At 66.9% G+C, this 24,326-nt stretch carries 22 protein-coding genes; 7 read left to right on the top strand and 15 right to left on the bottom strand.

The features are described from left to right. Positions 1-54: 54 nt before the first annotated feature. The 6 genes from WS49_RS27460 to WS49_RS34375 all read left to right on the top strand — a co-directional run bounded on the left by WS49_RS27460 (position 55) and on the right by WS49_RS34375 (position 5,287). Positions 55-1,332: a GspE/PulE family protein gene (locus tag WS49_RS27460; RefSeq protein ID WP_059535191.1), complete on the top strand. Its 1,278-nt coding sequence runs from the start codon at positions 55-57 to the stop codon at positions 1,330-1,332. Then, positions 1,329-2,543, top strand: coding sequence for a type II secretion system F family protein (locus tag WS49_RS27455; protein WP_059535190.1), 1,215 nt, complete (start codon positions 1,329-1,331; stop codon positions 2,541-2,543). The genes WS49_RS27460 and WS49_RS27455 overlap by 4 nt, the downstream gene beginning before the upstream one ends. A 45-nt stretch (positions 2,544-2,588) precedes the next feature. Continuing rightward, positions 2,589-3,500, top strand: a complete 912-nt coding sequence (locus tag WS49_RS27450) for a prepilin peptidase (protein ID WP_059535188.1) — start codon at positions 2,589-2,591, stop codon at positions 3,498-3,500. An 84-nt stretch (positions 3,501-3,584) separates the two neighbouring features. Further along, positions 3,585-4,193, top strand: coding sequence for a dephospho-CoA kinase (coaE, locus tag WS49_RS27445; RefSeq protein WP_059535186.1), 609 nt, complete (start codon positions 3,585-3,587; stop codon positions 4,191-4,193). A 109-nt stretch (positions 4,194-4,302) separates the two neighbouring features. Beyond that, the gene (gene zapD / locus WS49_RS27440) at positions 4,303-5,058 is read left to right on the top strand and encodes a cell division protein ZapD (protein WP_059535184.1); all 756 of its coding nucleotides are present in this window, start codon (positions 4,303-4,305) and stop codon (positions 5,056-5,058) included. Between the two features lie 28 nt (positions 5,059-5,086). Then, positions 5,087-5,287: a DNA gyrase inhibitor YacG gene (locus WS49_RS34375; RefSeq protein WP_039317342.1), complete on the top strand. Its 201-nt coding sequence runs from the start codon at positions 5,087-5,089 to the stop codon at positions 5,285-5,287. 61 nt (positions 5,288-5,348) lie between these two features. Here the strand turns inward: WS49_RS34375 and WS49_RS27435 are convergent, their stop codons facing one another. The 4 genes from WS49_RS27435 to secA form a co-directional block, all read right to left on the bottom strand. After that, the gene (locus WS49_RS27435) at positions 5,349-5,792 is read right to left on the bottom strand and encodes an NUDIX domain-containing protein (protein WP_059535183.1); all 444 of its coding nucleotides are present in this window, start codon (positions 5,790-5,792) and stop codon (positions 5,349-5,351) included. Next, complete coding sequence (locus WS49_RS27430; protein ID WP_059535181.1) at positions 5,789-6,658, bottom strand: ATP-binding protein; 870 nt, start codon at positions 6,656-6,658, stop codon at positions 5,789-5,791. Before WS49_RS27430 ends, WS49_RS27435 begins: the two co-directional genes overlap by 4 nt. Positions 6,659-6,677: 19 nt before the next feature. Further along, positions 6,678-7,919 carry a bifunctional glutamate N-acetyltransferase/amino-acid acetyltransferase ArgJ gene (argJ, locus tag WS49_RS27425; protein WP_059535179.1) on the bottom strand — a complete coding sequence of 414 codons (1,242 nt, stop codon included), beginning with the start codon at positions 7,917-7,919 and terminating at the stop codon, positions 6,678-6,680. 143 nt (positions 7,920-8,062) lie between these two features. Continuing rightward, positions 8,063-10,861 (bottom strand): preprotein translocase subunit SecA, encoded by a 2,799-nt coding sequence (gene secA / locus WS49_RS27420; RefSeq protein ID WP_059535177.1) that lies wholly within the window; start codon positions 10,859-10,861, stop codon positions 8,063-8,065. A 267-nt stretch (positions 10,862-11,128) separates the two neighbouring features. Between secA and WS49_RS27415 the strand changes: the two genes are divergently transcribed. Continuing rightward, complete coding sequence (locus tag WS49_RS27415) at positions 11,129-11,608, top strand: DUF721 domain-containing protein (RefSeq protein ID WP_059535175.1); 480 nt, start codon at positions 11,129-11,131, stop codon at positions 11,606-11,608. 83 nt (positions 11,609-11,691) lie between these two features. Here WS49_RS27415 and lpxC read toward each other — a convergent pair whose 3' ends face one another. The 11 genes from lpxC to mraY all read right to left on the bottom strand — a co-directional run bounded on the left by lpxC (position 11,692) and on the right by mraY (position 24,322). Next, positions 11,692-12,609 (bottom strand): UDP-3-O-acyl-N-acetylglucosamine deacetylase, encoded by a 918-nt coding sequence (gene lpxC, locus WS49_RS27410; protein WP_059535496.1) that lies wholly within the window; start codon positions 12,607-12,609, stop codon positions 11,692-11,694. Between the two features lie 240 nt (positions 12,610-12,849). Continuing rightward, a complete protein-coding gene (locus WS49_RS27405) occupies positions 12,850-13,356 on the bottom strand; it encodes a peroxiredoxin (protein WP_059535173.1) in 507 nt (168 codons plus the stop codon). Positions 13,357-13,556: 200 nt separating this feature from the next. Further along, complete coding sequence (gene ftsZ, locus WS49_RS27400) at positions 13,557-14,753, bottom strand: cell division protein FtsZ (RefSeq protein WP_011883181.1); 1,197 nt, start codon at positions 14,751-14,753, stop codon at positions 13,557-13,559. A 111-nt stretch (positions 14,754-14,864) separates the two neighbouring features. Continuing rightward, complete coding sequence (ftsA, locus tag WS49_RS27395) at positions 14,865-16,097, bottom strand: cell division protein FtsA (protein ID WP_006752447.1); 1,233 nt, start codon at positions 16,095-16,097, stop codon at positions 14,865-14,867. 26 nt (positions 16,098-16,123) lie between these two features. Beyond that, the gene (locus WS49_RS27390) at positions 16,124-16,876 is read right to left on the bottom strand and encodes a cell division protein FtsQ/DivIB (RefSeq protein WP_057926855.1); all 753 of its coding nucleotides are present in this window, start codon (positions 16,874-16,876) and stop codon (positions 16,124-16,126) included. A gap of 19 nt (positions 16,877-16,895) precedes the next feature. Continuing rightward, complete coding sequence (locus WS49_RS27385) at positions 16,896-17,837, bottom strand: D-alanine--D-alanine ligase (RefSeq protein WP_059535171.1); 942 nt, start codon at positions 17,835-17,837, stop codon at positions 16,896-16,898. A gap of 1 nt (position 17,838) precedes the next feature. Continuing rightward, on the bottom strand, positions 17,839-19,236 hold the full coding sequence (murC, locus tag WS49_RS27380; RefSeq protein WP_059535170.1) for a UDP-N-acetylmuramate--L-alanine ligase: 1,398 nt from the start codon (positions 19,234-19,236) through the stop codon (positions 17,839-17,841). Further along, positions 19,233-20,336, bottom strand: coding sequence for an undecaprenyldiphospho-muramoylpentapeptide beta-N-acetylglucosaminyltransferase (gene murG / locus WS49_RS27375; protein ID WP_059535168.1), 1,104 nt, complete (start codon positions 20,334-20,336; stop codon positions 19,233-19,235). Before murG ends, murC begins: the two co-directional genes overlap by 4 nt. Further along, entirely contained in the window at positions 20,333-21,616 is a 1,284-nt protein-coding gene (gene ftsW, locus WS49_RS27370; protein WP_059535166.1) for a putative lipid II flippase FtsW, read from the bottom strand. The genes murG and ftsW overlap by 4 nt, the downstream gene beginning before the upstream one ends. After that, complete coding sequence (gene murD, locus WS49_RS27365) at positions 21,613-23,124, bottom strand: UDP-N-acetylmuramoyl-L-alanine--D-glutamate ligase (RefSeq protein WP_059535164.1); 1,512 nt, start codon at positions 23,122-23,124, stop codon at positions 21,613-21,615. The genes ftsW and murD overlap by 4 nt, the downstream gene beginning before the upstream one ends. Before the next feature lie 28 nt (positions 23,125-23,152). Beyond that, on the bottom strand, positions 23,153-24,322 hold the full coding sequence (gene mraY / locus WS49_RS27360) for a phospho-N-acetylmuramoyl-pentapeptide-transferase (RefSeq protein WP_059451891.1): 1,170 nt from the start codon (positions 24,320-24,322) through the stop codon (positions 23,153-23,155). Between the last annotated feature and the right edge of the window lie 4 nt (positions 24,323-24,326).

Here is a 24,326-nt window from a genome sequence, read left to right as displayed (position 1 = left end):
CGATACGCGACCATTTGCTGGTCACGATCAACAGGCGGCCGAGCGCCGGCTCACATGCACTTCCCACCTCCCGGGGCGCCGCCGCGCACGCAGCGGCCGCCTGCCTCCCTCGACGCATCGCCCGCTGAAACGCCCCGGTCGCTCGATGCGGCGCAACTCGACGACTCGCCCGCCGTACGGCTGCTGACCGACACGTTGCACGCCGCCCGCGTGCGCAACGCGTCCGACATCCACGTCGAGCCGTTCGAAGGAGGCTGGCGCATCCGCCTGCGCATCGACGGCGTCCTGCATGAACACGCGCGGCCGCCAGCTCATCTGCGCGACGCACTCGTGACACGCATCAAGGTGCTCGCCCGCATGGACATCGCCGAGCGCCGGCTTCCGCAAGACGGCCGGCTGCGCATCGCGGTCGACGGCGGCATGCGAGGCGACTACCGGGTCAGCTCGCTGCCCACGCTGTTCGGCGAGAAGCTCGTGTTGCGCCGCCTGGAAATGTTGCCGCCCGACCTCACGCTCGCGCGCCTCGGCTTCGACGCGCGGCAGGCCGAGGCGATGGAGGCCGCGATTCGCGCGCCGCACGGTCTCGTGCTCGTCACCGGGCCGACCGGAAGCGGCAAGACGCTGTCGCTCTATTGCGCGCTGCAGATGCTCGACCGCGATGCGCACAACGTGTGCACGGTCGAGGATCCGGCCGAGATTCAGCTCGACGGCATCAATCAGGTCGGCGTGGCCGAAAAAGCCGGGCTCACTTTCGCCACTGCGCTGCGCGCGCTGCTGCGGCAGGACCCGGACGTCATCATGGTCGGCGAGATTCGCGATGCGGAGACGGCCGACGTCGCGATCAAGGCCGCGCAGACCGGGCACCTCGTGCTGTCGACGCTGCACACGAACGACGCGCCGACAGCCGTCGCGCGCCTGCTCGACATCGGCGTCGCACCATACAACCTGGCGGCCGCATTGCGCCTCGTCACCGCGCAACGCCTCGTCCGGCGCCTGTGCACCGTCTGCCGCGTGCGCTCGGACGCATCGGCACGCGCGCTACGCGAAGCAGGCTGCGATTCGGCAGCGCTGGAATCCGGATGGCGTCCGTTCGTCGCGCGCGGCTGTGCCGCCTGTCACGGCATCGGTTATCGCGGCCGGATCGGCCTGCATCAGACGATGCCGGTTTCACCGGCAATGGCGGAGCACATCGTCGCACGCGCAAGCGTCGGCACGCTCGCGCAATGCGCGGCGTCCGAGGGCGTGTGCAGTCTGCGCGACGCGGCACTCGCGCACGTCCGCGACGGCACGACGAGCATCGCGGAAGCGCTGGCCGCGACGCCCGACGCATGATCGCCATGCATGCACCGCCAAAGGAAACCTGCTTCGCGTGGCGCGGCCGTCGTCGCGACGGCACGCCATGCCGCGGGAACGTCATCGCCTTCGATGCAGCCGCCGCACGGGCAGCACTCGCGCGCGACGGCGTCGCGGTGCTGTCGCTCGACGTCCGCGGCGCGGCCCGACCACCCGCGGCCGGCGCACGAGAGGTCACGCGCTTCACGCGTCAGCTCGCGAGCCTGCTGCAAGCCGGACTACCGCTCGCACCGTCGCTCGAGATGCTCGCCCGCACCCGTACACGCGACGGGTTGCCGCGCATCGCCGCCGGTCTCGCGCGCGAGATCATCGGCGGGCAACGCTTCGCCGCCGCGCTCGCACGCTATCCGTCCCAGTTCGGCACGCTGTATCGCCAGTTGATCGAGGTGGGCGAGGCATCGGGTGCGCTCGGTACCGTACTGACCCGCGTCGCGGAGCACCGGGAACGCGCCGACGCGCAATGGCGCAAGCTGCGTGCCGCGCTCGCATACCCGGTCGCCGTCATCGTGTTCGCGCTCGCGATCTCTGCCGCGCTGATGGTGTGGGTCGTGCCGACGTTCCGACAGATTTTCGACGGTTTCGGCGCGGCGCTGCCGGCACCAACCCGCGCCCTGCTCGCCCTCTCGTCCGCGACATCGGCCTGGGGTGGCACGTTGGTTGCGGGCGCAGCCGGCGCCGGACTCGTCGCGCGCCACGCGCTGCGGCGCTCGCCTTCGCTGCGCTATACGGTCGCGCGGCATCTGTTGAATCTGCCGCTCGTCGGCACCGCGCTCATACGCTTCGCGACCGCGCGCTGGTGCCGCTCGCTTGCAACGCTGCTCGGCGCGGGCGTCCCGCTCGCCGATGCGTTCGCCACGCTCGAGCGCACCGCCGGCCATCCGGTGTTCGAACAGGCCACCGCACAGATCGCGACGCGCGTGCTGCGCGGCGCGCGACTGGCCGATGCGATGCACGCGGCGGGATGCTTCCCGGACGACGTCGTGCAGCCGATCGCCGTCGCCGAGGAAACCGGCGCGCTCGACACGATGCTCGCCGATATCGCCGCGCTATGCGAGCGTCAGCTCGACGCGCGCCTCGATGCGCTCGCCGCGCTCGGCGAGCCGTTGATCGTGATCGTGCTGGGCGCACTCGTCGGCGGACTCGTGATCGCGATGTATCTGCCCATCCTTCAGCTGGGCAACGTGGTGTAGCATCGCAACCGATTCTGTCGCCTTTCATGCCCGAACCCGAGCCCCATGACGTCCGCGCCCCTCATAACCGTATTCGACTCGCCCGACAGCACGTTGCTCGCGCTGGCGATGCTGCCGCCCGCGGTGCAGTATGCGTTCGCCATCGTGCTCGGCCTGTGCGTCGGCAGCTTCGTGAACGTCGTCGTGCACCGGATCCCAGTGATGATGCAGCGCGCCTGGCAGGCCGAGATCGCCGAAGCGACCGGCAGCGCAAGCACGCCGCCGGATGACGGCTATCCGCCGCGCTACGACCTGTGGCGCCCGCGCAGCGCCTGCCCGCATTGCGGTCACGTGCTGCGTGCGTGGGAGAACATCCCGCTCGTCAGCTACTTGCTGTTGCGCGGGCGCTGCCGTCAGTGCGGCCATGCGATCGGCGTACGCTATCCGCTCGTCGAGCTCGCCGGTGCGCTGCTCGCCGCCGGTTCGCTCGCCGCGTTCGGCCCCACCGTCGCCGCACTCGCCGCATTCGGATTGTGCGCGGCACTGCTGGCAATGAGCGCGATCGATATCCGGACCGGGTACCTGCCCGACTCGATGACGCTGCCGTTGCTTTGGGCCGGGCTCGCACTGAACCTCGGCGGCACGTTCACGTCGCTGCGTTCGGCCGTGGTCGGCGCGATGGCCGGCTACCTGTTCCTGTGGTCGATCTACTGGCTGTTCAAATGGTTGCGCGGCATCGAGGGTATCGGCTTCGGCGACCTGAAGCTGCTCGCCGCGCTCGGCGCATGGATGGGCTGGGCCGCGCTGCCGCAGGTCGTGCTGTTCGCCGCGGTGACGGGCGCGCTCGTCGGGCTCGTCGCGACCTGGCGCGGACGCATGCGCTTCGAGGAGCCGATTCCGTTCGGCCCGTTCCTCGCGGCAGGCGGCGTCGCGACGCTGTTTTTCGGCACCCCTTTCTATTCGGCACTCGGCGGCTGACATGACGCACTGCCGGCGGCCGCCATGTTCGCTGCGTCGCGGGGAGGCGCTTCGCTGCCTCGTGACGGCACGGCGGAGGCTCACATGTTTGCAATAGGACTCACCGGCGGCATCGGCAGCGGCAAGACGACCGTCGCCGACATGTTCGCCGCACGCGGTGCATCGATCGTCGATACCGACCTGATCGCGCACCGCATCACCGCACCGGCCGGCCTCGCGATGCCGTCGATCGAACATGCCTTCGGACCGGACTTCGTCGCGGCCGACGGCTCGCTCGACCGTGCAAAGATGCGCGCACTCATTTTCAGCGACGACGACGCGCGCCGGCGCCTCGAAGCGATCACGCATCCGCTGATCCGCGCCGAGACCGAGCGCGAGGCCCGCGAAGCGCAGGGCCCTTACGTGATCTTCGTCGTGCCGCTGCTCGTCGAGTCAGGTAACTGGAAGGCGCGCAGCGATCGCGTGCTGGTCGTCGACTGCCCGGTCGAGACGCAGATCGCACGTGTGATGCGGCGCAATGATTTCACGCGCGAACAGGTCGAAGCGATCATCGCAAGACAAGCGACGCGCGAAGCGCGTCTCGCTGCGGCCGACGACGTGATCGTCAACGACGCGACGACACCCGCAGCTCTCGCCGCACAGGTCGATGCACTGCACCAACGTTATCTCGCATTCGCGGCCGCCGCGCACTGATCGCCGCGCGCGATCGTGATGGTGTACGAAATTGGTGCGTTGCTAGGGTAGACAGTGAGCATTAGAATGTCCTGCATTGTTTCAATCCCTACCCTAGAGGCGAGCGCGCTTGATTCTTTACGAGTATCCGTTCAACGAGCGAATTCGCACGCTGTTGCGCCTCGAAGACCTGTTCGAGCGCTTCGCGTTCTTTTTGGCTCAGGAGGACCCGCGTGAACATCACGTCGCGCTGACGACGCTGTTCGAAATCGCCGAGGTCACGGGCCGCGCGGACCTGAAATCGGATCTGATGAAGGAGCTCGAACGTCAACGCCAGACGCTCGCCCCCTTTCGCGGCAATCCGGGCATCGAACAGAATGCGCTCGAGGCCGTGCTCGGTGAAATCGAGCAGACGCTCGCCAATCTTGCGCAGATGCAGGGCAAGACCGGGCAGCATCTGATCGACAACGAGTGGCTCGCCAGCATCCGCAGCCGCGCGGTGATTCCCGGCGGCACGTGCAAGTTCGACCTGCCGTCGTACTATGCGTGGCAGCAATGGCCCGCGGAACAGCGGCGCCAGGACATCGCGAAATGGATCCTGCCGCTGCTGCCGTTGCGCGACGCCGCTGCGATCGTGCTGCGGCTCGCGCGTGAATCGGGCCAGGCTTCGAAAGTGATGGCGATGCAGGGCAGCTACCAGCAGATGCTGTCGGGGCGCACCTACCAGCTGATGCAGGTGCGCGTGCCCCCGGAGCTGCGCGTGATTCCCGAAGCGAGCGCCAACAAATACATGCTGTGGGTACGGTTCACCATGCAGGACGGCGACGTGCGGCCGCGTGCGGTGGACATCGACGTACCATTCCACCTGACCCTGTGCAATCTGTAACGGCCGCGTGCCGGTTCGACGCTCTCGTATGACTACCGTTGTGAAATGTCCTTCGTGCGGCGCAGAAGTGCGATGGACACCTGAAAACAAGTTCCGTCCCTTCTGTTCGGCCCGCTGCAAGCAGCTCGACCTCGGCGCATGGGCCGCAGAAAAGTACCGGATCGGCGGGTCCTCCGACGAGGGTCCGTCGTCGGAGGAAGACGGCACCGACGGCCGCCGCGACAGCTGAGCGGCGCGCGACGCCGCCCGTCCTGCGATGTGGCCCGCCTTTCAGGCGAGCCGCCACGGCGTCATTGCGACGCCGCCTCCTTCTCGAGCAGTTCCAGCACCGGCAGCGCCGCCGGCAACAGCGGCGCGACCTCGACCGGCAACTGCTGCCACACGAACGCCTGCCCTTCCTTGCTGTGCGGCTCGCCCGTCCAGCCCGTCACCTTGCAGAAATAGAGCCGCACGTACGCGTGCGGATAATCGTGCTCGAGCGTATGCCAGCGGTGGCTGGCTGTGACTTCGATGCCGAGCTCCTCGTGCAATTCGCGCGCCAGCGCGTCCTCCACGCTCTCCCCGGCCTCCAGCTTGCCGCCGGGAAACTCCCAGTAGCCCTCGTACGGCTTGCCCTGCAGCCGCTGCGCGAGCAGGTAACGACCGTCCGCCTGCACCATCACGCCGACCGCGACCTCCGTCACCTTGCGTCCATCAGGCGCGCGCACGCCGCCTGCTGCGAAATCCGCACTCATGCCTGCTCCTTGCGACCCGACCAGTCGCGCGCGAATTGCCATGCGACGCGACCCGAACGCGAACCGCGCTCGAGCGCCCAGACGAGCGCGTCGCCGCGCGCCGTCTCGATCTCGGCGTCCGCGCAGCCGAAATAGCGCAGCCAATGCGCGACGATGTCGAGGTAGTCGTCCTGCTTGAACGGGTAGAAGCTGACCCACAGCCCGAAGCGCTCCGACAGCGAGATCTTTTCCTCGACGACTTCACCGGGGTGGATCTCGCCGTCCGGCAGATGCTTGTACGACTCGTTGTCGCTCATGTACTCGGGCAGCAGATGGCGGCGGTTCGACGTCGCGTAGATCAGCACGTTGTCGGACTGCGCGGCGATCGAGCCGTCGAGCGCGACCTTCAGCGCCTTGTAGCCCGACTCGCCCTCCTCGAACGACAGGTCGTCGCAGAACACGATGAACCGCTCCGGACGCTGCGCGATCAGGTCGACGATGTCGCCGAGATCATGCAGGTCGTCCTTGTCGACTTCGATCAGGCGCAGGCCGTCCTTCGCATACGCGTTCAGGCAGGCCTTGATCAGGGACGACTTGCCGGTGCCGCGCGCACCGGTCAGCAGCACGTTGTTCGCCGGCTTGCACTGGACGAACTGTCGCGTGTTCTGCTCGATCAGCCCTTTCTGTCGATCGATGTTGTGCAGGTCGTCGAGTGTGATCGACGATGCTGCCGGCACCGGCTGCAGATAGCCGCGCCCCTGGCGCTTGCGCCAGCGGAACGCGGTGGCGGCGTTCCAGTCGATGGCCGCCGGCGCAGGCGGCAGCATCCCCTCGAGGCGGCCGAGCAGCGCTTCCGCGCGCGTCAGAAACTGTTCGAGCTTGTCCATGTCGTTCGAGCGCTCCCGATCAGGAGCGGTAATCCGCGTTGATGCTCACGTAATCGTGCGAAAGATCGCACGTCCAGACGGTTGCCTGCGCGTCGCCGCGGCCGAGCAGCACGCGGATCGTGATTTCGCTCTGCTTCATCACGCGCTGGCCGTCCTCCTCCTGGTAAGCCGGATTGCGGCCGCCGGCCTTCGCGACGAGCACGTCGTCGAGATAGAGATCGATCTTGCCCACGTCGAGATCCGTGACGCCCGCGTAGCCGATCGCCGCGAGAATCCGGCCAAGATTGGGGTCGGATGCATAGAAAGCCGTCTTCACAAGCGGCGAGTGTCCGATCGCATACGCGATCTGGCGGCACTCGGCGACGCTCTTGCCGCCCTCGACCTGCACCGTCATGAATTTCGTCGCGCCTTCGCCATCGCGCACGATCAGCTGCGACAGCACCTGGGCGACCTGCGTAACCGCGTCGCGCAGCGCCGCATAGGCCGGCGAGTCGGTCGACATGATCGCGGGCAGCGTGCTCTTGCCCGACGCGATCAGGATGAACGAGTCGTTCGTCGACGTGTCGCCGTCGATCGTGATGCAGTTGAACGAGCGGTCGGCCACTTCCTTCACGAGCGTGTCGAGCACCGGCTGCGCCACGTTCGCATCGAACGCGAGGAAGCCCAGCATCGTCGCCATGTTCGGCTTGATCATGCCCGCACCCTTGCTGATGCCCGTCAGCGTGACCGTGTGGCCATCGATCGTCACCTGGCGCGACGTGGCCTTCGGCAGCGTGTCGGTCGTCATGATCGCCTGCGCGGCGTCGTACCAGTTCGCGGCCTTGCGGTTTGCGAGCGCTGCCGGCAGCCCGGCCTTCAGGCGGTCGATCGGCAGCGGCTCGAGAATCACGCCGGTCGAGAACGGCAGCACCTGTGCAGCGTCGATGCCCGCGAGGCGCGCGAGTTCCGAGCAGGTCTCGCGCGTGTTCGCGAGGCCCGGCTCGCCGGTGCCCGCATTCGCATTGCCCGTGTTCACGACGAGCGCGCGGATGCCCGCACCGCCGGCACGCACCTTTGCCAGGTGCTCGCGGCACACCGTCACCGGCGCGGCGCAGAAGCGATTCTCGGTGAACACGCCGGCGACCGTCGCCCCTTCGTCGACGGAGATGACCAGCACGTCCTTGCGATTCGGCTTGCGGATGTTCGCTTCCGCCCAGCCGAGCGTGACGCCGGCGACGGGATGGAGTTGGGCGGGATCGATCGACGGAAAATTGACAGCCATGGGGCACACCTGCCGGATGGAAAATGCCGGCATGCGCCGGCATCGATTGGAAGAACCGGCGGCCGCACGCGCGGGCCGCCGCAACTCACATCACTGACTCGAAGCTGCGAACGAAGCGGCACGCGAATGCGCGCCGCCGCCGATCATGACAGCTTCCCGTGACATTGCTTGTACTTCTTGCCGCTGCCGCACGGGCACGGGTCGTTGCGGCCGACCTTCGGCATCTCGCCGCCGGGGCCGCTGTGGGTCATCGCGCTGCCAACCATGTCGGCCGTCGCCGTGGCCGCGGTGGCGGCCGCGACGTTCGCGACCGGCGCGCCGGATTCCGCGTAGTCGGCATGCTGATACTCGACGTTTTCGAGATGACCGCCGCGCTCCTCGATCTGCTCGGCGGCTTCCTCGAGTTGCTCCGGCGACTGGATCTGCACGTTCATCACGATGCGCGTGACTTCCTGCTTGATCGCCTCGAGCATCGCGGCGAACAGCTCGAACGCTTCGCGCTTGTATTCCTGCTTCGGGTTCTTCTGCGCATAGCCGCGCAGGTGGATGCCCTGGCGCAGGTGGTCGAGCGCCGCGAGGTGCTCGCGCCACAGGCGGTCGACCGTCTGCAGCATCACCGAGCGCTCGAACGCGCTGAACGATTCGCGGCCGACCATCGCGACCTTCGTCTCGTACTGCTCGTCGGCGGCGGTCGTCACCGCTTCGAGAATCTCCTCGGCCGTGATCGACGACGACTCGTTCACCATTTCCTGGATCGCGAGGTCGAGCTGCCAGTCGTTGCGCAGCGCTTCCTCGAGCTCGGGCACGTCCCACTGTTCCTCGATGCTGCCTTGCGGCACGAACTGGTGGACGACTTCGGCGATCACGCCATGACGCATTGCCGAGATCGTCTCGGTGATGTCGTGAGCTTCGAGCAGTTCGTTGCGCTGCTGATAGATCACCTTGCGCTGGTCGTTCGACACGTCGTCGTATTCGAGCAGCTGCTTGCGGATGTCGAAGTTGCGCGCTTCCACCTTGCGCTGCGCGGACTCGATCGAACGCGTGACGATGCCGGCCTCGATCGCCTCGCCTTCCGGCATCTTCAGGCGATCCATGATCGAGCGCACGCGGTCGCCCGCGAAGATGCGCAGCAGCGGATCGTCGAGCGACAGGTAGAAGCGCGACGATCCCGGGTCGCCCTGGCGGCCCGCACGGCCGCGCAGCTGGTTGTCGATCCGGCGCGATTCGTGGCGCTCGGTGCCGATAATGTGCAGGCCGCCCGCGGCCTTCACCTGCTCGTGCAGCGTTTCCCACTCGTCGTGCAGCTGCTTGATGCGGCGCGCTTTTTCGTCGGCGGGGATCGCGTCGTCGGCGTCGATGAACGCAGCCTGCTTCTCGGCGTTGCCGCCGAGCACGATGTCGGTACCGCGACCGGCCATGTTGGTCGCGATCGTGATGCGGTTCGGCCGGCCGGCTTCCGCGACGATCGCGGCTTCACGCTCGTGCTGCTTCGCGTTCAGCACCTCGTGCGGCAGGCCTGCCTGCTTAAGCAGGTGCGACAGCAGCTCCGAGTTCTCGATCGACGTCGTGCCGACCAGCACCGGCTGGCCGCGCTCGTAGCAGTCGCGAATGTCGCGGATCACCGCGTCGTAGCGCTCCTTGGCCGTCTTGTAGATCTGGTCCTGCTTGTCGATCCGCTTCGGCGGGCGGTTGGTCGGGATCACGACCGTCTCGAGGCCGTAGATCTCGTTGAATTCGTACGCTTCGGTGTCGGCCGTACCGGTCATGCCCGCGAGCTTCGCGTACATGCGGAAGTAGTTCTGGAACGTGATCGAGGCGAGCGTCTGGTTCTCGCTCTGGATCTTCACGTGTTCCTTCGCCTCGACCGCCTGATGCAGGCCGTCGGACCAGCGGCGGCCCGCCATCAGGCGGCCCGTGAATTCGTCGACGATCACCACTTCGCCGTTCTGCACGACGTAGTGCTGGTCCTTGTGGAATAGCGTGTGCGCGCGCAGCGCGGCGTACACGTGGTGCATCAGCGTGATGTTCTGCGGCGCGTACAGGCTCTCGCCCTCGCCGATCAGGCCCCACTCGGCGAGCAGCCGCTCGGCCTTCTCGTGGCCCGACTCCGTCAGGAACACCTGGCGCGCCTTCTCGTCGAGCGTATAGTCGCCCGGCTTCTCGACGCCCGTGCCGTCGGCCTTCTCCTCGCCGATCTGGCGCTCGAGCAGCGGCGGCAGCGCGTTCATCCGCACGTACAGTTCGGTGTGATCTTCCGCCTGGCCGGAGATGATCAGCGGCGTACGCGCCTCGTCGATCAGGATCGAGTCCACTTCGTCGACGACCGCGAAGTTCAGTGCCCGCTGCACGCGCGCGTCGGTCTCGTAGACCATGTTGTCGCGCAGGTAGTCGAAGCCGAACTCGTTGTTCGTGCCGTAGGTGATGTCCGACGCGTAGGCCTGCTGCTTCTGGTCGTGCTCCATGCCGGACAGGTTGATGCCGACCGACAGACCGAGGAAGTTGTAGAGGCGCGCCATCCATTCGGCGTCGCGCTGCGCGAGGTAGTCGTTGACCGTCACGACGTGCACGCCACGGCCGGCCAGCGCATTCAGGTAGACGGGCAGCGTCGCGACGAGCGTCTTGCCCTCGCCGGTGCGCATTTCCGCAATCTTGCCGTAGTGGAGCACCATGCCGCCGATCATCTGCACGTCGAAGTGGCGCATCTTCAGCACGCGGCGGCTCGCCTCCCGGCAGACCGCGAACGCCTCGGGCAGCAGCTTGTCGAGCGACTCGCCGCCCGCGATCCGCTGGCGGAACTCATCCGTCTTGCCGCGCAACTGGTCGTCCGTCAGCTTCTCGATCTGCGTTTCGAGCGCATTGATCGTCGCGACGGTCTTTTGGTATTGCTTGACGAGCCGCTGGTTGCGGCTGCCAAAAATTTTCTGGAGAAAACCGGTTGTCATCGGATCGGATCCTGCGTCGCAGCACCGGCGCCCGGCGCGCGTTGCGCGCCCCGACGCCCGAGCCTCGGCGGCTTAGCGAATTAGTGGAATCAAACGAGGAATTTTAGCACGCGAGGAAGCATGCGCCGGTGTCCCGGCCGGACTCGCGCCGCACGCCAAACCCGTGCGTGCAATCGGGCGCATGGCCCGAAAGCCGCCCGTGCGCGAGCCGGCGCGGGTACAATCGGCGTCAACGTCCGCGCCCGTGCGCGCCCGAAGAATGCCTCGATGAACCGATTTTCCAAGCGTTTCGGCCCGCTCGCCGCGTATCGCCCGCAACCCGTGTCCGAAGTGCTCAACCGCACCGACGCGTTCGCGGCGCTGCGCGCCGGCGTCGAACAGGTCGCGTCGCTGCAGCGCGACCTGGCCGCGCTGCTGCCCGACTATCTCGCGAATCACGTCGAACCGGGCTCCATCAAGGACGGCACCCTGACCCTCTTTGCCGCGCACAATGCGCTCGCCGCCCGGCTGCGGCAGGTCGAGCCGCGCCTGCTCGCCGATCTCCAGAAGCGCGGCTGGCCGGTTTCGGCGCTGCGCGTGCGCGTGCGTCCGAAAGACGCGCCGGAACCCCCGCACGTGAAGCAGGCGCGCATGACGACCGTCGGCGCCACCGCGTTGCGCGACCTCGCCGATCACCTCGAGCCGTCGCCATTGCAGGCTGCACTCGCGCGAATGGCCGCGCGGCACGGTGCGAAGTCGTCGCGCTGAGTACGCGCCGCCCCCCGCGGGCCCGACGCCCAACAAAAAAGCGACCCGAAGGTCGCTTTTTTATCGCGGGTGGCGAACGCCGATCAGGCGAAGGCCGTCTGCGTGTCGAACGCGAAGCCGCTCGGCGCGGCTTGCGGATCGTCGAACGTGACGATCTCGTACGCGTCCTCGTGCGCGAGCAGTTCGCGCAGCAGCGCGTTGTTCAGCCCGTGACCCGACTTGTATGCAGTGTACGACGCCAGCAGCGGATGGCCGACCACGTACAGGTCGCCGATCGCGTCGAGCATCTTGTGCTTCACGAATTCATCGTCGTAGCGCAGCCCGTCGTTGTTCAGGATCCGGTATTCGTCGAGCACGATGGCGTTGTCCATGCTGCCGCCGCGTGCGAGACCCAGCTCGCGCATCATTTCGACTTCATGGGCAAAACCGAACGTGCGCGCACGCGCGATCTCGCGCACGTACGACGTGTTCGCGAAGTCGACCTCGAGTTCCTGGCCGGTCTTGTCGACGGCCGGGTGACGGAAGTCGATCGTGAACTTCAGCTTGAAGCCGAAATACGGATCGAGACGTGCGAACTTGTCGCCGTCGCGGATTTCGACCGGCTTCTTCACCTGGATGAAGCGCTTCGGCGCGTTCTGCTCCTCGATGCCCGCGGACTGGATCAGGAACACGAAGGACGCGGCGCTGCCGTCCATGATCGGGATTTCTTCGGCCGTCACGTCGACGTAGAGGTTGTCGATGCCGAGACCGGCACACGCCGACATCAGGTGCTCGACGGTCGACACGCGCGCACCATCCTTCTGCAGCACCGACGCGAGCCGCGTGTCGCCGATCGACATCGCGGATGCCGGAATGTCGACAGGCGTGGGCAGGTCGACGCGCGAGAAAACGATCCCCGTGCCCGGCGCGGCCGGGCGGAGCGTCAGTTCGACCTTGCGGCCCGAGTGGAGACCGATGCCCACGGTCTTCACGATCGATTTGATGGTGCGCTGCTTCAGCATGATGTTCTTCATCTTGATTGAGAATATCAATCAGGAGTTATATTCGATAGGTGGGATTATAGCGTAATTCCCTATTCAACGCTGTTTGAAACTGCGTATCAATCTGTTTCGACTGTTTACCCGCGCCGATACGGGACGGGCCGATGCCCGGAACGGAGGCGTTTCCGGTCATCGGCCCGTGTTACAACTGCCCTGAGGCCGATGCGCAGCGTTGCCGGCAGGCAACGGCGCACCGCACGATCAGGACGTCAACGTCGCGAGCACGCTCGCCGCATCGCTCACTTCGAACTTGCCCGGCGCTTCGACGGCCAGCGTCTTGACCACACCGTCGTCGACCACCATCGCGTAGCGCAGGGAACGGATTCCCATGCCACGCGCGGACAAATCCTGCGTCAGCCCCAGCGCATGAGTGAAAGCAGCGCTGCCGTCCGCCATCATGCGCACCTTGCCCGCGGTGTGCAGATCACGTCCCCATGCGCCCATCACGAATGCGTCGTTGACGGACACGCACCAGAGCTCGTCGATGCCCGCCGAGCGCAGTTGCTCGGCGTGCTCGACATAGCCCGGCACATGCTGCGCCGAACAGGTCGGCGTGAAAGCGCCCGGCAATCCGAAGATCACCACCCGCTTTCCCGCAACCTGATCGCGCACGCTGCAGGCATTCGGCCCCAGCGTGCAGCCTTCGCGCGCGTCGTCGATGAACTCGAACAGTTGCGCGTCGGGCAGCGCGTCGCCCACTTGAATCATGGCTGGTCCCTCATAGCGATACGGTTTTTCGGCGTATTGCGGACAGCACGTCCCATCCCGCTCCGCTCATGCGAAGAGGGCACGTTTCCCGGCCCGGCGTCGCATTCGACGCGGCCTGTCGTGGTCCGTGGCATCCGTCACGCCGGCGTTACCGCGGCAATCTCGTCGATCGCGCCGCGGCTTCGCCTGTGTGTGCGTCGTCAGTCAGCCTGCTTGCGCAGGAAAGCCGGGATGTCGTACGTGTCGACACCCTTCTCCTGCAGCGCCTGCACGTGCGATGCCGCGGTTTCGCGCGAGTTGCGCCACACCGCCGGCGTATCGAGCGCGCCGTAGTCGGCCGTGCTGACGTGCTGCGGTTGCGCATAGCCGTGCGAGACCGCGCTGACCGGCTGGTTGTCGGTACCCGTGCGCAGCAGCGTCATCGGAGCCGATTGCTGCTTCTTCGCCGCACGGCCCAGACCCGTCGCCACGACCGTCACGCGCAGTGCATCGCCCATTGCGTCGTCGTACACCGCACCGAAGATCACCGTGGCGTCTTCCGCCGCGTAGCTCTTGATCGTGTTCATCACTTCGCGCGTTTCCGACAGGCGCAGCGAACGGCTCGACGTGATGTTGACCAGCACGCCGCGCGCGCCCGACAGATCGACGCCTTCGAGCAGCGGGCTCGCCACGGCCTGTTCCGCCGCGAGGCGTGCGCGATCGACGCCGGCGACCGTCGCCGTGCCCATCATCGCCTTGCCCTGCTCGCCCATCACCGTCTTCACGTCTTCGAAGTCGACGTTCACGAGGCCATCGACATTGATGATTTCGGCAATGCCTGCAACCGCGTTGTTCAACACGTCGTCCGCGCACTGGAAGCACTTGTCCATCTCGGCGTCATCGCCCATCACGTCGAACAGCTTGTCGTTCAGGACGACGATCAGCGAGTCGACGTGATCCTCCAGTTGCTGCGAGCCTGCTTCCGCGACGCGCATGCGCTTGCCGCCTTCGAATTCGAACGGCTTGCTGACGACACCCACCGTCAGGATGCCCATCTCCTTCGCGATCTGCGCGACCACCGGCGCCGCGCCCGTGCCCGTACCGCCACCCATGCCGGCCGTGATGAACACCATGTGCGCGCCACGCAGCGCGTCGGCGATGCGCTCGCGCGCCTCTTCCGCCGCCGCCTTGCCCATTTCCGGCTTCGCGCCGGCGCCGAGGCCGGTGTTGCCGAGCTGGATCACGGACGGTGCGCGCGCGCGCGACAACGCCTGTGCGTCGGTGTTCATCACGATGAAGTCGACGCCCTGCACGCCACGGTTGATCATGTGCTGAACGGCATTGCCGCCAGCGCCGCCAACGCCGACCACCTTGATGATGGTGCCGTTGGTTTCGGTTTCCAGCATTTCGAATTCCATTGTTGCCTCCGTCAAGAAAATAAAACTACTCGGCCGTTATTCGGCAGGAGATCGGGCAACCCCCTGTCGCGCGCCAGCCGCCGGCACCGGCGCGAATTTCTATTCGGTTCGTCAGAAGTTGCTCAGGAACCATTCCTTCATCCGCGAGAAGATCTGCCCCGCGTTGCCGGACTGCACGGCGACCTTGCGGCCGCGCATGCGCTGAGCACTGCCTTCGACGAGCAGGCCCATCGCCGTCGAGTAGCGCGGATTGCGCACCACGTCGGCGAGGCCGCCTGCGTATTCCGGCGCGCCGATGCGCACCGGTTTCAGGAAAATGTCTTCGCCGAGCTCGACCATGCCCGGCATCATCGAAGCCCCGCCGGTAATGACCACGCCGGAGCTCAGCAGTTCTTCGTAACCCGACTCGCGCACGACCTGCTGCACGAGCGAGAACAGTTCCTCGACGCGCGGCTCGATCACGGCCGCGAGCGCCTGGCGCGACAGCGTGCGCGGGCCGCGTTCGCCGAGGCCCGGCACTTCGACCATCTCGTCCGGATCGGCGAGCGCCTGCTTCGCGATCCCGTAGCCGACCTTGATGTCTTCCGCATCCGGCGTCGGCGTGCGCAGCGCCATCGCGATGTCGCTCGTGATCTGGTCGCCGGCGATCGGAATCACCGCGGTATGGCGGATCGCGCCTTCGGCGAAGATCGCGATGTCGGTCGTGCCGCCGCCGATGTCGACCAGCACCACGCCGAGATCCTTCTCGTCTTCTGTCAGCACGGCCAGCGACGACGCGAGCGGCTGCAGGATCAGGTCGTTCACTTCCAGCCCGCAGCGGCGCACGCACTTGACGATGTTCTGCGCGGCACTGACCGCGCCCGTCACGATGTGCACCTTCACCTCGAGGCGGATGCCGCTCATCCCGATCGGCTCGCGCACGTCTTCCTGGCCGTCGATGATGAATTCCTGCGTGAGGATGTGCAGCACCTGCTGGTCGGTCGGGATGTTGATCGCCTTCGCGGTCTCGATCACGCGCGCGACGTCCGTCTGCGTGACTTCCTTGTCCTTGATCGCGACCATCCCGCTCGAGTTGAAGCTGCGGATATGGCTGCCGGCAATCCCCGTGAACACGTTGGTGATCTTGCAGTCGGCCATCAGCTCGGCTTCCTCGAGCGCGCGCTGGATCGACTGCACGGTGGCCTCGATATTGACCACCACGCCCTTCTTCAGACCCTTCGATTCGCTCTGGCCGAGGCCGATCACCTCGTAATGGCCTTCGCCCTTCAGCTCGGCGACGATGGCCACCACCTTCGACGTGCCGATGTCGAGGGAAACCAGCAGATCCTTGTAGTCTTTGCTCATAAAGTGCTCTTGCGTGTGATCTCTCGTTACTTCTTGCGCTTGTCGGTATCGGTCAGGAACCGCATGCCTGCCGCACGAATCGCGAATCCGTTCGGATAACGCAGGTCCGCGTACTCGATGTCGTTGCCCCAACGCTCCGTGACGGCCGGCCACGCGGCGACGAGGCGCTGGCTCCGGTCATGCAGGGTCTCGCTGGTGCGCTCCTTGCCCAGCTCGACCTGCATGCCGTTCGACAGCTTCACCGTCCACGCGTAGCGCGCCGACAGCGTCACTTCTTCCGGCGCCGCCTTCAGCGGCGCAAACCAGTTCGTGAAGTCGCGATACCGCGTGACGACTTCCTTCGCACTGCCCTCCGGGCCGTCGAACGCCGGCAGTTCCTGATCCAGTTCGCCCTGGTTCGCGGTGAACAGCTCGCCGTCGACGCTCACGAGCTGCGCGCTGCCCCAGGTCCCGAGCGGTTTGTACTCCTCGAGCGTGACAGCCAGCGCATTCGGCCACACCCGGCGCACGCTCGCGTGGCGCACCCACGGCATCTGCTCGAACGCGGCACGCGCCGTATCGAGATCGACCGTGAAGAAATTGCCCTTCAGCCGGCCGACCACGCCCGCACGCACCGTCGGCGTGTTGATGTGCTCGGTGTCGCCGTCGATCCGGATTTCGCGCAGCGCGAACGTCGGACGCTGGATCAGCCAGTAGCAGCCGGCCGCCGCCAACACGAGCAGCAACAGCGCGTACAGCGCGCTGGCGGCAAGGTTGAGTTGGCGAACGTTGTTCCACATACGTCGTTCCGTTCCTGCGTCAGTCGTTGAGCGTAAGCGACAGCACCTTCACGACCAGCTCCGAATAGCTGATGCCGATCGACCGCGCCGCCTTCGGCGGCAGCGAGTGGTCGGTCATCCCGGGGGCCGTGTTCACTTCCAGGAAATACGCGTTGCCGGCGGCATCGAGCATGAAGTCCGCCCGACCCCAGTCGGTGCAGCCGAGCACGTCGAACGCGCGGCGCGCGATGCGCTTCAGTTCCGCTTCCTGTTCCGCGGGCAGCCCGCACGGAATCAGGTACTGCGTATCGTCGGCGACATACTTCGCGTGGTAGTCGTAGAACTCGCCGGCCGGCACGATCTTGATCAGCGGCAGGTCGAGATCGCCGGCGATGCACGCGGTGTATTCGCCGCCGCCTTCGATGCTCTTCTCGACGATCACGATCTTGTCGTGTGTCGCCGCTTCCGACAGTGCGGCGGGCAACGCGTCGGCCGTCTTCACCTTCAGCACCGCGACGCTCGAGCCTTCGCTCGCCGGCTTCACGAACAGCGGCAGGCCGAGCTTCGCGACGATGTCCGCCGCGCGCGCCGCGTAGTCGTCGCCGCGCATCACCGTCTCGAACGGCGGCGTCGGCACGCCCGTCTGCTGCCACACGAGCTTCGTGCGGAACTTGTCGAGGCCGAGCGCCGAGCCGAGCACGCCGCTGCCCGTGTAGCGGATTCCGTAGAAATCGAGCGCGCCCTGGATCTGGCCGTTCTCGCCGTAGCCGCCGTGCAGCGCGTTGAACGCGCGCACGAAGCCTTCGTCCTTCAGCGCCGACAACGGCCGCTCGGCCGGGTCGAACGGATGCGCGTCAACGCCCGCGTCACGCAGGCCCTGCAGCACGAGACGGCCCGAGGTGAGCGACACCTCGCGCTCGGCGGATTCGCCGCCGAACAACACCGCCACCTTGCCGAAACGTTTCGGATCGATCCCGCTCATGTCATGCCTTCTGTTGTGTGTGTTGCACGAGCTTCGCCGGCACGCCGCCGATCGAACCCGCGCCCATCGTGATCACCACGTCGCCGTTCTGCGCGACCTTGGCCAGTGCGTCCGGCACGTCGTCGACCGTCGCGACGAACACCGGGTCAACCTTGCTCACCGCGCGCAGCGCACGCGACAGCGCGTCGCCGTTGGCCGTCGCGATCGCCGCTTCGCCCGCGGCATAGACTTCCGTCAGCACCAGCGCGTCGACCGTCGACAGCACGTTGACGAAGTCGTCGAAACAATCGCGCGTGCGCGTGTAGCGGTGCGGCTGGAACGCCAGCACGAGGCGGCGGCCCGGGAACGCGCCGCGCGCGGCCGCGATCGTCGCGGCCATCTCGACGGGGTGATGGCCGTAGTCGTCGATCAGCGTGTAGTGGCCGCCGTCCGCGCTCGGCACCTCGCCGTAGCGCTGGAAGCGTCGGCCGACGCCGTTGAATTCCGCCAGCGCCAGCTGGATCGCGTCGTCCGCCACGCCGAGATCGGTCGCGATCGCGATCGCCGCGAGCGCGTTCTGCACGTTGTGCAGGCCCGGCAGGTTCAGCACCACCGCGAGCGGCGCACGGCCTTCGCGGATCACCGTGAAGTGCATGCGGCCGTCGCGCGCGTCGATGTCTTCCGCACGCACCTGCGCGTCCGGCGACAGCCCGTAGCGCACGACCGGCTTCGAAATGAACGGGATGATCTGCCGCACGTTCGGATCGTCGACGCACACCACCGCGCTGCCGTAGAACGGCAGGCGCTGCGTGAATTCGATGAACGCCTGCTTGAGCCGCGCGAAATCGTGGCCGTAGGTGTCCATGTGATCGGCGTCGATGTTCGTGATGACTTCGATCACCGGATACAGGTTCAGGAACGACGCGTCCGACTCGTCGGCCTCGGCGACGATGAAGTCGCCCGTGCCGAGCCGCGCGTTCGCGCCGGCGCTGATCAGCCGGCCGCCGATCACGAAGGTCGGGTCCAGCCCGCCCGCCGCGAGCACGCTCGCGACGAGGCTCGTCGTCGTGGTCTTGCCGTGCGTGCCGGCGATCGCGATCCCCTGCTTCAGGCGCATCAGCTCCGCGAGCATCACCGCGCGCTGCACGATCGGCACGCGCTGGTGGCGCGCGGCGAGCACTTCGGGGTTGTCCGAGCGCACGGCCGTCGACACGACGACCGCGTTCGCGCCCTCGATGTTCGCCGCGTCGTGCCCGATCGCGATCCGCGCGCCGAGCGCCGCGAGACGATCGGTCACCGCGTTGCGCGACAGGTCGGAGCCGCTGACCTCGTAGCCGAGGTTGACGAGCACTTCGGCGATGCCGCTCATGCCCGCGCCGCCGATCCCGACGAAATGAATGTGTTTGACGATGTGTTTCATTGCAGTTGTTCCAGGTTCGCGCCGGCCACCTTCGCGCAGACGCGCGCGACTTCGTCGGTGGCCTCGGGCTTCGCCAGCGAGCGCGAACGCTCCGCCATGTCCGCGAGCGACGCCCGCGACTGGCCGCGCAGCCAGTCGGCAAGCAGTTCCGCCGACAGGTCGCGTTGTTGCACCAGCACCGCCGCGCCCGCATCGGCAAGGAACGCGGCGTTGGTCGTCTGGTGGTCGTCGACCGCGTACGGGAACGGCACGAACAGCGCCGCCACGCCCACCGCCGCGATTTCCGACACCGTCATCGCGCCGGAGCGGCAGATCACGAGATCCGCCGCCGCGTATGCGGTGGCCATGTCGTCGATGAACGGCACGAGCCGCACGTCGTCGCCGCCGGTGAATCCGGCCGCTTCGTAATTCGCCTTCAGCGCGTCGATGTGCTTCGCGCCGGCCTGGTGCACGATGCGCGGGCGCTCGCCCGGCGCCAGCAGCGCCAGCGCGCGCGGCACGACTTCGTTCAGCGCGGCGGCGCCGAGACTGCCGCCGACGACCAGCACGTTCAGCGGACCGCTGCGCGACGCATAGCGTGCTTTGGGCGTTTCCGTGCGCGCAAGTTCCGCGCGAATCGGGTTGCCGGTCCATTCCGCGTGCGGCAGTGCGCCGGGGAACGCAACGAGCACGCGCTTCGCGAATTTCGCGAGCACCTTGTTCGCGAGACCGGCGATCGAATTCTGTTCGTGCAGCACGAGCGGGCGGCCCGACAGCGCGGTCATCACGCCCGCCGGGAACGTGATGTAGCCGCCCATCCCGAGCACGACGTCCGGCCGCACGCGGCGCAGCGCGCCGAGACTCTGCCAGCACGCGCGCAGCAGGTTGAACGGCAGCGTCAGCTTGGTCTTCAGGCCCTTGCCGCGCAGTCCGCCGAAGCGCACGTATTCCATCGGAATGCCGTGCTTCGGCACGAGCGTCGCTTCCATCCCGGCCGGATTGCCGAGCCACACGACGCGCCAGCCCGCCGCTTCCATCCGGTGCGCGACGGCGAGCCCCGGGAACACGTGGCCCCCGGTGCCGCCTGCCATCACCATCAGCGTGCGTCGCGACGCGGTCATACCTTCCCTCCCCGCATCAATACGCGATTTTCATAGTCGACACGCAACAGCACTGCAAGCGCGACACAGTTCAGCAGGATGCCCGAGCCGCCGTAGCTCACGAGCGGCAGCGTCAAGCCCTTGGTCGGCAGCAGGCCGAGGTTCACGCCCATGTTGATGAACGTCTGCGCGCCGAACCAGATGCCGATGCCCTTCGCCATCAGGCCCGCGAACGTGCGGTCGAGCGCGAGCGCCTGACGGCCGATCTCGAACGCGCGGCGCACGATCCAGTAAAACAGCAGGATCACGACCAGCACGCCGACGAAGCCGAGCTCCTCGCCGATCACCGCGAGGATGAAGTCGGTATGCGCTTCGGGCAGGTAGTTCAGCTTCTCGACGCTGCCGCCGAGGCCGACGCCGAACCACTCGCCGCGGCCGAACGCGATCAGCGAGTGCGTGAGCTGGTACGCCTTGCCCTGCGCATAGCGTTCGTCCCACGGATCGAGGTACGCGAAGATCCGCTCGCGACGCCACGGCGACAGCCATACGAGCATCGTGAAGGTGCCGACGGCCGTCGCGACCAGGCCGCCGAACAGCTTGCCGTTCACGCCGCCGAGGAACAGCACGCCCATCGCGATCGCGGCGACCACCATGAACGCGCCCATGTCCGGCTCGAGCAGCAGCAGCGCGCCGACGAGACCGACCGCGAACGCCATCGGCAGGAAGCCCTTCGCGAAGCTCTGCATGTATTCCTGCTTGCGCACCGTGTAGTTCGCCGCGTAGATCGTCACCGCGAGCTTCATGATTTCCGACGGCTGCATGTTCGTGATGCCGAGCGGAATCCAGCGGCGCGCACCGTTCACACCCTTGCCGACGTGCGGGATCAGCACGATCACGAGGCCGACCAGTGCGATCAGGAAGAGATGCGGCGCGTATTTGTCCCAGGTCGACACGGGCACGCGGAACGCGATCACCGCCGCGATGAACGCGACGCCAAGCGACACGCAGTGGCGCATCAGGAACGCATAGTCGTGATACGACGCGTATTTCGGTGAATCGGGCATCGCGATCGACGCCGAATACACCATCACCACGCCGAGCCCGAGCAGCGCGATCGCGACCCACAACAGCGAGTAGTCGAAATCGAGCATCCGCGAGCGGCTCGGCCGCACGCCGTTGACGACGCTCGCGAGGCCGCCGGTCGCGGCGCGCGTGGCCGACGCGACGCGGCCGCCGGCGGCATTGCCGCCGGTGTCGCGCCGGTCGTTGAAACGGGAGACGAGGCGATCGGACCAGCTCATGGCGTCGCTCCTTTGTCGATGGCGATTTCATCCACCGCCGCGCGGAACACATCCGCGCGATGGGCGTAGTTCCTGAACATGTCGAGGCTCGCGCACGCGGGCGACAGCAGCACCGCATCGCCCGGCTCGGCGAGGTCGGCGGCGGCACGCACCGCGCCTTCGAGCGTCGCGTGGTCGGCGAGCGGCACGCCGGTTTCGGCGAGCGTGTCGCGAATCGCCGGCGCATCGCGGCCGATCAGCATCACCGCACGGCACCAGCGCGCGACCGGCGCGACCAGCGGCGCGAAATCCTGACCCTTGCCGTCGCCGCCGGCGATCAGCACGGTCTTCTGCGCGAGCCCGTCGAGCGCGGCCACCGTCGCGCCGACGTTCGTTCCCTTGCTGTCGTCGACGTAGTCCACGTCGTCGATCGTCGCGATCACTTCGACGCGATGCGCCTCGCCGCGATATTCGCGCAGCGCGTGCAGCAGCGGCGCGGCCGGCAGGTCGATCGCGCGTGCAAGCGCGAACGCGGCCAGCGCGTTCGCCGCGTTGTGCAGCCCGCGGATGCGCAGCGCGTCGGCCGGCATCAGGCGCTTCTGCGCGATGTCGGGCGTATGCGCGCCGTCGCGCTTGCGGCGACGGCTCGTCGTCGTCTCGTCCGGCGCGTCGCGGTCGACCGCTTCGACCAGCCACGCAATGCCGTTGTCGCGCGACAGGCCATAGTCGCCGTCCTGCGTCGGTTCGTTCAGGCCGAACGTGACCGTGCGCGCCGCATCGGCCGCGCCGGCGGCCGGCGCGAACTTCATCACGGCCGCATCGTCGCGGTTGAGCACGCGCGTGGTCGTCGCGCCGAAGATCCGGCCCTTCGCGGCCGCATAGGCGTCGAAGCTGCCGTGCCAGTCGAGGTGATCCTGCGTGATGTTGAGGATCGCGGCCGCATCCGGCGCGAACGTGCGTGCCGTCTCGAGCTGGAAGCTCGACAGTTCGAGCACCCAGACGTCGGGCAACGCCGTATCGTCGATCGCGCCCGCGAGCCGGTCGAGCATCGCCGGGCTGATGTTGCCGGCGACGGCGACCTTCTTGCCCGAACGCTGGCACAGCAGGCCCGTGAGGCTCGTCGTCGTGGTCTTGCCGTTGGTGCCGGTGATCGCAAGCACCTTCGGCTGGTAGCCGCTCGTGCCGAGCGCGCGCAGCGCCTGCGCGAAGAATTCCAGTTCGCCCCACACGGCGATCGCGCGCTCGTTCGCGGCCGCGATCAGCGCCGCCAGTGCCGGTTCGAGCGGCGACAGGCCGGGGCTCAGCCCGACGATCTCGACGCCGCCGTCGAGCAGCGCAGGCGTGAACGGCCCGCCGACGAACTCCGCATCGATGCCTTCGGCCTGCAGCGCGGCAAGGTTCGGCGGCGCCTCGCGGGTATCGGCAATTCGCAGCCGGCACCCGTGCCTCGCGCACCATCGCGCGATCGCGAGACCCGATTCCCCGAGCCCCAGTACGAGCACCATCGGCCGCTGCCGATCTCCAAACATCTCGCCAGACATCCTTGTTACCTTTCCTTTACCGCAACTTGAGGGTGGACAGACCGAACAGGCACAGCATCAGCGTGATGATCCAGAAACGCACCACCACCTGCGTTTCCTTCCAGCCGGACAATTCGAAATGGTGATGCAGCGGTGCCATCTTCAGAAGGCGCCGCCCTTCGCCGTAACGCTTCTTCGTGTACTTGAACCACGACACCTGCAGCATCACCGACAGCGTTTCCGCGACGAAGATGCCGCCCATGATGAACAGCACGATTTCCTGGCGCACGATCACCGCGACCGTGCCGAGCGCGCCGCCGAGCGCCAGCGCGCCGACGTCGCCCATGAACACCTGCGCGGGGTGCGTGTTGTACCAGAGGAACGCGAGCCCTGCCCCGCCCATCGCGGAGCAGAAGATCAGCAATTCACCGGCGCCCGGGATGTGCGGGAACAGCAGGTATTTCGAATAGACCGAGCTGCCCATCACGTACGCGAACACGCCGAGCGACGCACCGACCAGCACGACCGGCATGATCACGAGACCGTCGAGGCCGTCGGTCAGGTTCACCGCGTTGCTCGCGCCGACGATCACGAAGTAGGTCAGGACGATGAAGCCCCAGACGCCCAGCGGGTAGCTGATCGACTTCAGGAACGGCAACATCAGGTCGGCCCGCGCGGGCAGCCCCATCGACAGGCCGCTGCGCACCCACGCCATGAACAGGTCGAACACACGCACGTTGTTCGCCTCGGACACGCTGAATGCGAGGTAGACCGCCGCGAACAGCCCGATCACCGACTGCCAGAAATACTTTTCGCGCGACGACATCCCGCGCGGGTCCTTGTAGACGACCTTGCGGTAGTCATCGACCCAGCCAATGACGCCGAAGCCGAACGTGACGAGCATCACGATCCAGATGAAACGGTTCGTCAGGTCGCCCCACAGCAGCGTCGCGACCGCGATGCCGATCAGGATCAGCACGCCGCCCATCGTCGGCGTGCCGGACTTGACGAGATGGCTCTGCGGGCCGTCCTTGCGCACGGCCTGCCCGACCTTCATTTGCGTCAGCTTGCGGATCACCCACGGTCCGCACACGAGCCCGATCCCGAGCGCGGTGATGGTAGCCATCACCGCACGGAACGTCAGGTACGTGAACAAGCGCAAAAAGCTTGCGTCTCCTTGCAGCCATTGCGCCAGCGCCAGCAGCATGCTT

This window comes from Burkholderia sp. RF7-non_BP4 (assembly GCF_001521935.1).
GTDB lineage: Bacteria > Pseudomonadota > Gammaproteobacteria > Burkholderiales > Burkholderiaceae > Burkholderia > Burkholderia diffusa.
This window is presented reverse-complemented; position numbering and strand designations above follow the sequence as displayed.

Bases quoted from the DNA above. Each gene is read 5' to 3' on its own strand.
- murG (WP_059535168.1), bottom strand. From the start codon at position 20,336: ATGACCGCGTCGCGACGCACGCTGATGGTGATGGCAGGCGGCACCGGG.
- mraY (WP_059451891.1), bottom strand. From the start codon at position 24,322: ATGCTGCTGGCGCTGGCGCAATGGCTGCAAGGAGACGCAAGCTTTTTG.
- ftsW (WP_059535166.1), bottom strand. From the start codon at position 21,616: ATGAGCTGGTCCGATCGCCTCGTCTCCCGTTTCAACGACCGGCGCGAC.
- ftsA (WP_006752447.1), bottom strand. From the start codon at position 16,097: ATGAGCAAAGACTACAAGGATCTGCTGGTTTCCCTCGACATCGGCACG.
- WS49_RS27435 (WP_059535183.1), bottom strand. From the start codon at position 5,792: ATGAGTGCGGATTTCGCAGCAGGCGGCGTGCGCGCGCCTGATGGACGC.
- WS49_RS27415 (WP_059535175.1), top strand. From the start codon at position 11,129: ATGAACCGATTTTCCAAGCGTTTCGGCCCGCTCGCCGCGTATCGCCCG.
- WS49_RS34375 (WP_039317342.1), top strand. From the start codon at position 5,087: ATGACTACCGTTGTGAAATGTCCTTCGTGCGGCGCAGAAGTGCGATGG.
- WS49_RS27455 (WP_059535190.1), top strand. From the start codon at position 1,329: ATGATCGCCATGCATGCACCGCCAAAGGAAACCTGCTTCGCGTGGCGC.
- coaE (WP_059535186.1), top strand. From the start codon at position 3,585: ATGTTTGCAATAGGACTCACCGGCGGCATCGGCAGCGGCAAGACGACC.
- murC (WP_059535170.1), bottom strand. From the start codon at position 19,236: ATGAAACACATCGTCAAACACATTCATTTCGTCGGGATCGGCGGCGCG.
- WS49_RS27460 (WP_059535191.1), top strand. From the start codon at position 55: ATGCACTTCCCACCTCCCGGGGCGCCGCCGCGCACGCAGCGGCCGCCT.
- lpxC (WP_059535496.1), bottom strand. From the start codon at position 12,609: ATGCTGAAGCAGCGCACCATCAAATCGATCGTGAAGACCGTGGGCATC.
- ftsZ (WP_011883181.1), bottom strand. From the start codon at position 14,753: ATGGAATTCGAAATGCTGGAAACCGAAACCAACGGCACCATCATCAAG.
- murD (WP_059535164.1), bottom strand. From the start codon at position 23,124: ATGTTTGGAGATCGGCAGCGGCCGATGGTGCTCGTACTGGGGCTCGGG.
- WS49_RS27405 (WP_059535173.1), bottom strand. From the start codon at position 13,356: ATGATTCAAGTGGGCGACGCGCTGCCCGACGCGCAACTGTTCGAGTTC.
- WS49_RS27385 (WP_059535171.1), bottom strand. From the start codon at position 17,837: ATGAGCGGGATCGATCCGAAACGTTTCGGCAAGGTGGCGGTGTTGTTC.
- WS49_RS27390 (WP_057926855.1), bottom strand. From the start codon at position 16,876: ATGTGGAACAACGTTCGCCAACTCAACCTTGCCGCCAGCGCGCTGTAC.
- WS49_RS27450 (WP_059535188.1), top strand. From the start codon at position 2,589: ATGACGTCCGCGCCCCTCATAACCGTATTCGACTCGCCCGACAGCACG.
- secA (WP_059535177.1), bottom strand. From the start codon at position 10,861: ATGACAACCGGTTTTCTCCAGAAAATTTTTGGCAGCCGCAACCAGCGG.
- WS49_RS27430 (WP_059535181.1), bottom strand. From the start codon at position 6,658: ATGGACAAGCTCGAACAGTTTCTGACGCGCGCGGAAGCGCTGCTCGGC.
- argJ (WP_059535179.1), bottom strand. From the start codon at position 7,919: ATGGCTGTCAATTTTCCGTCGATCGATCCCGCCCAACTCCATCCCGTC.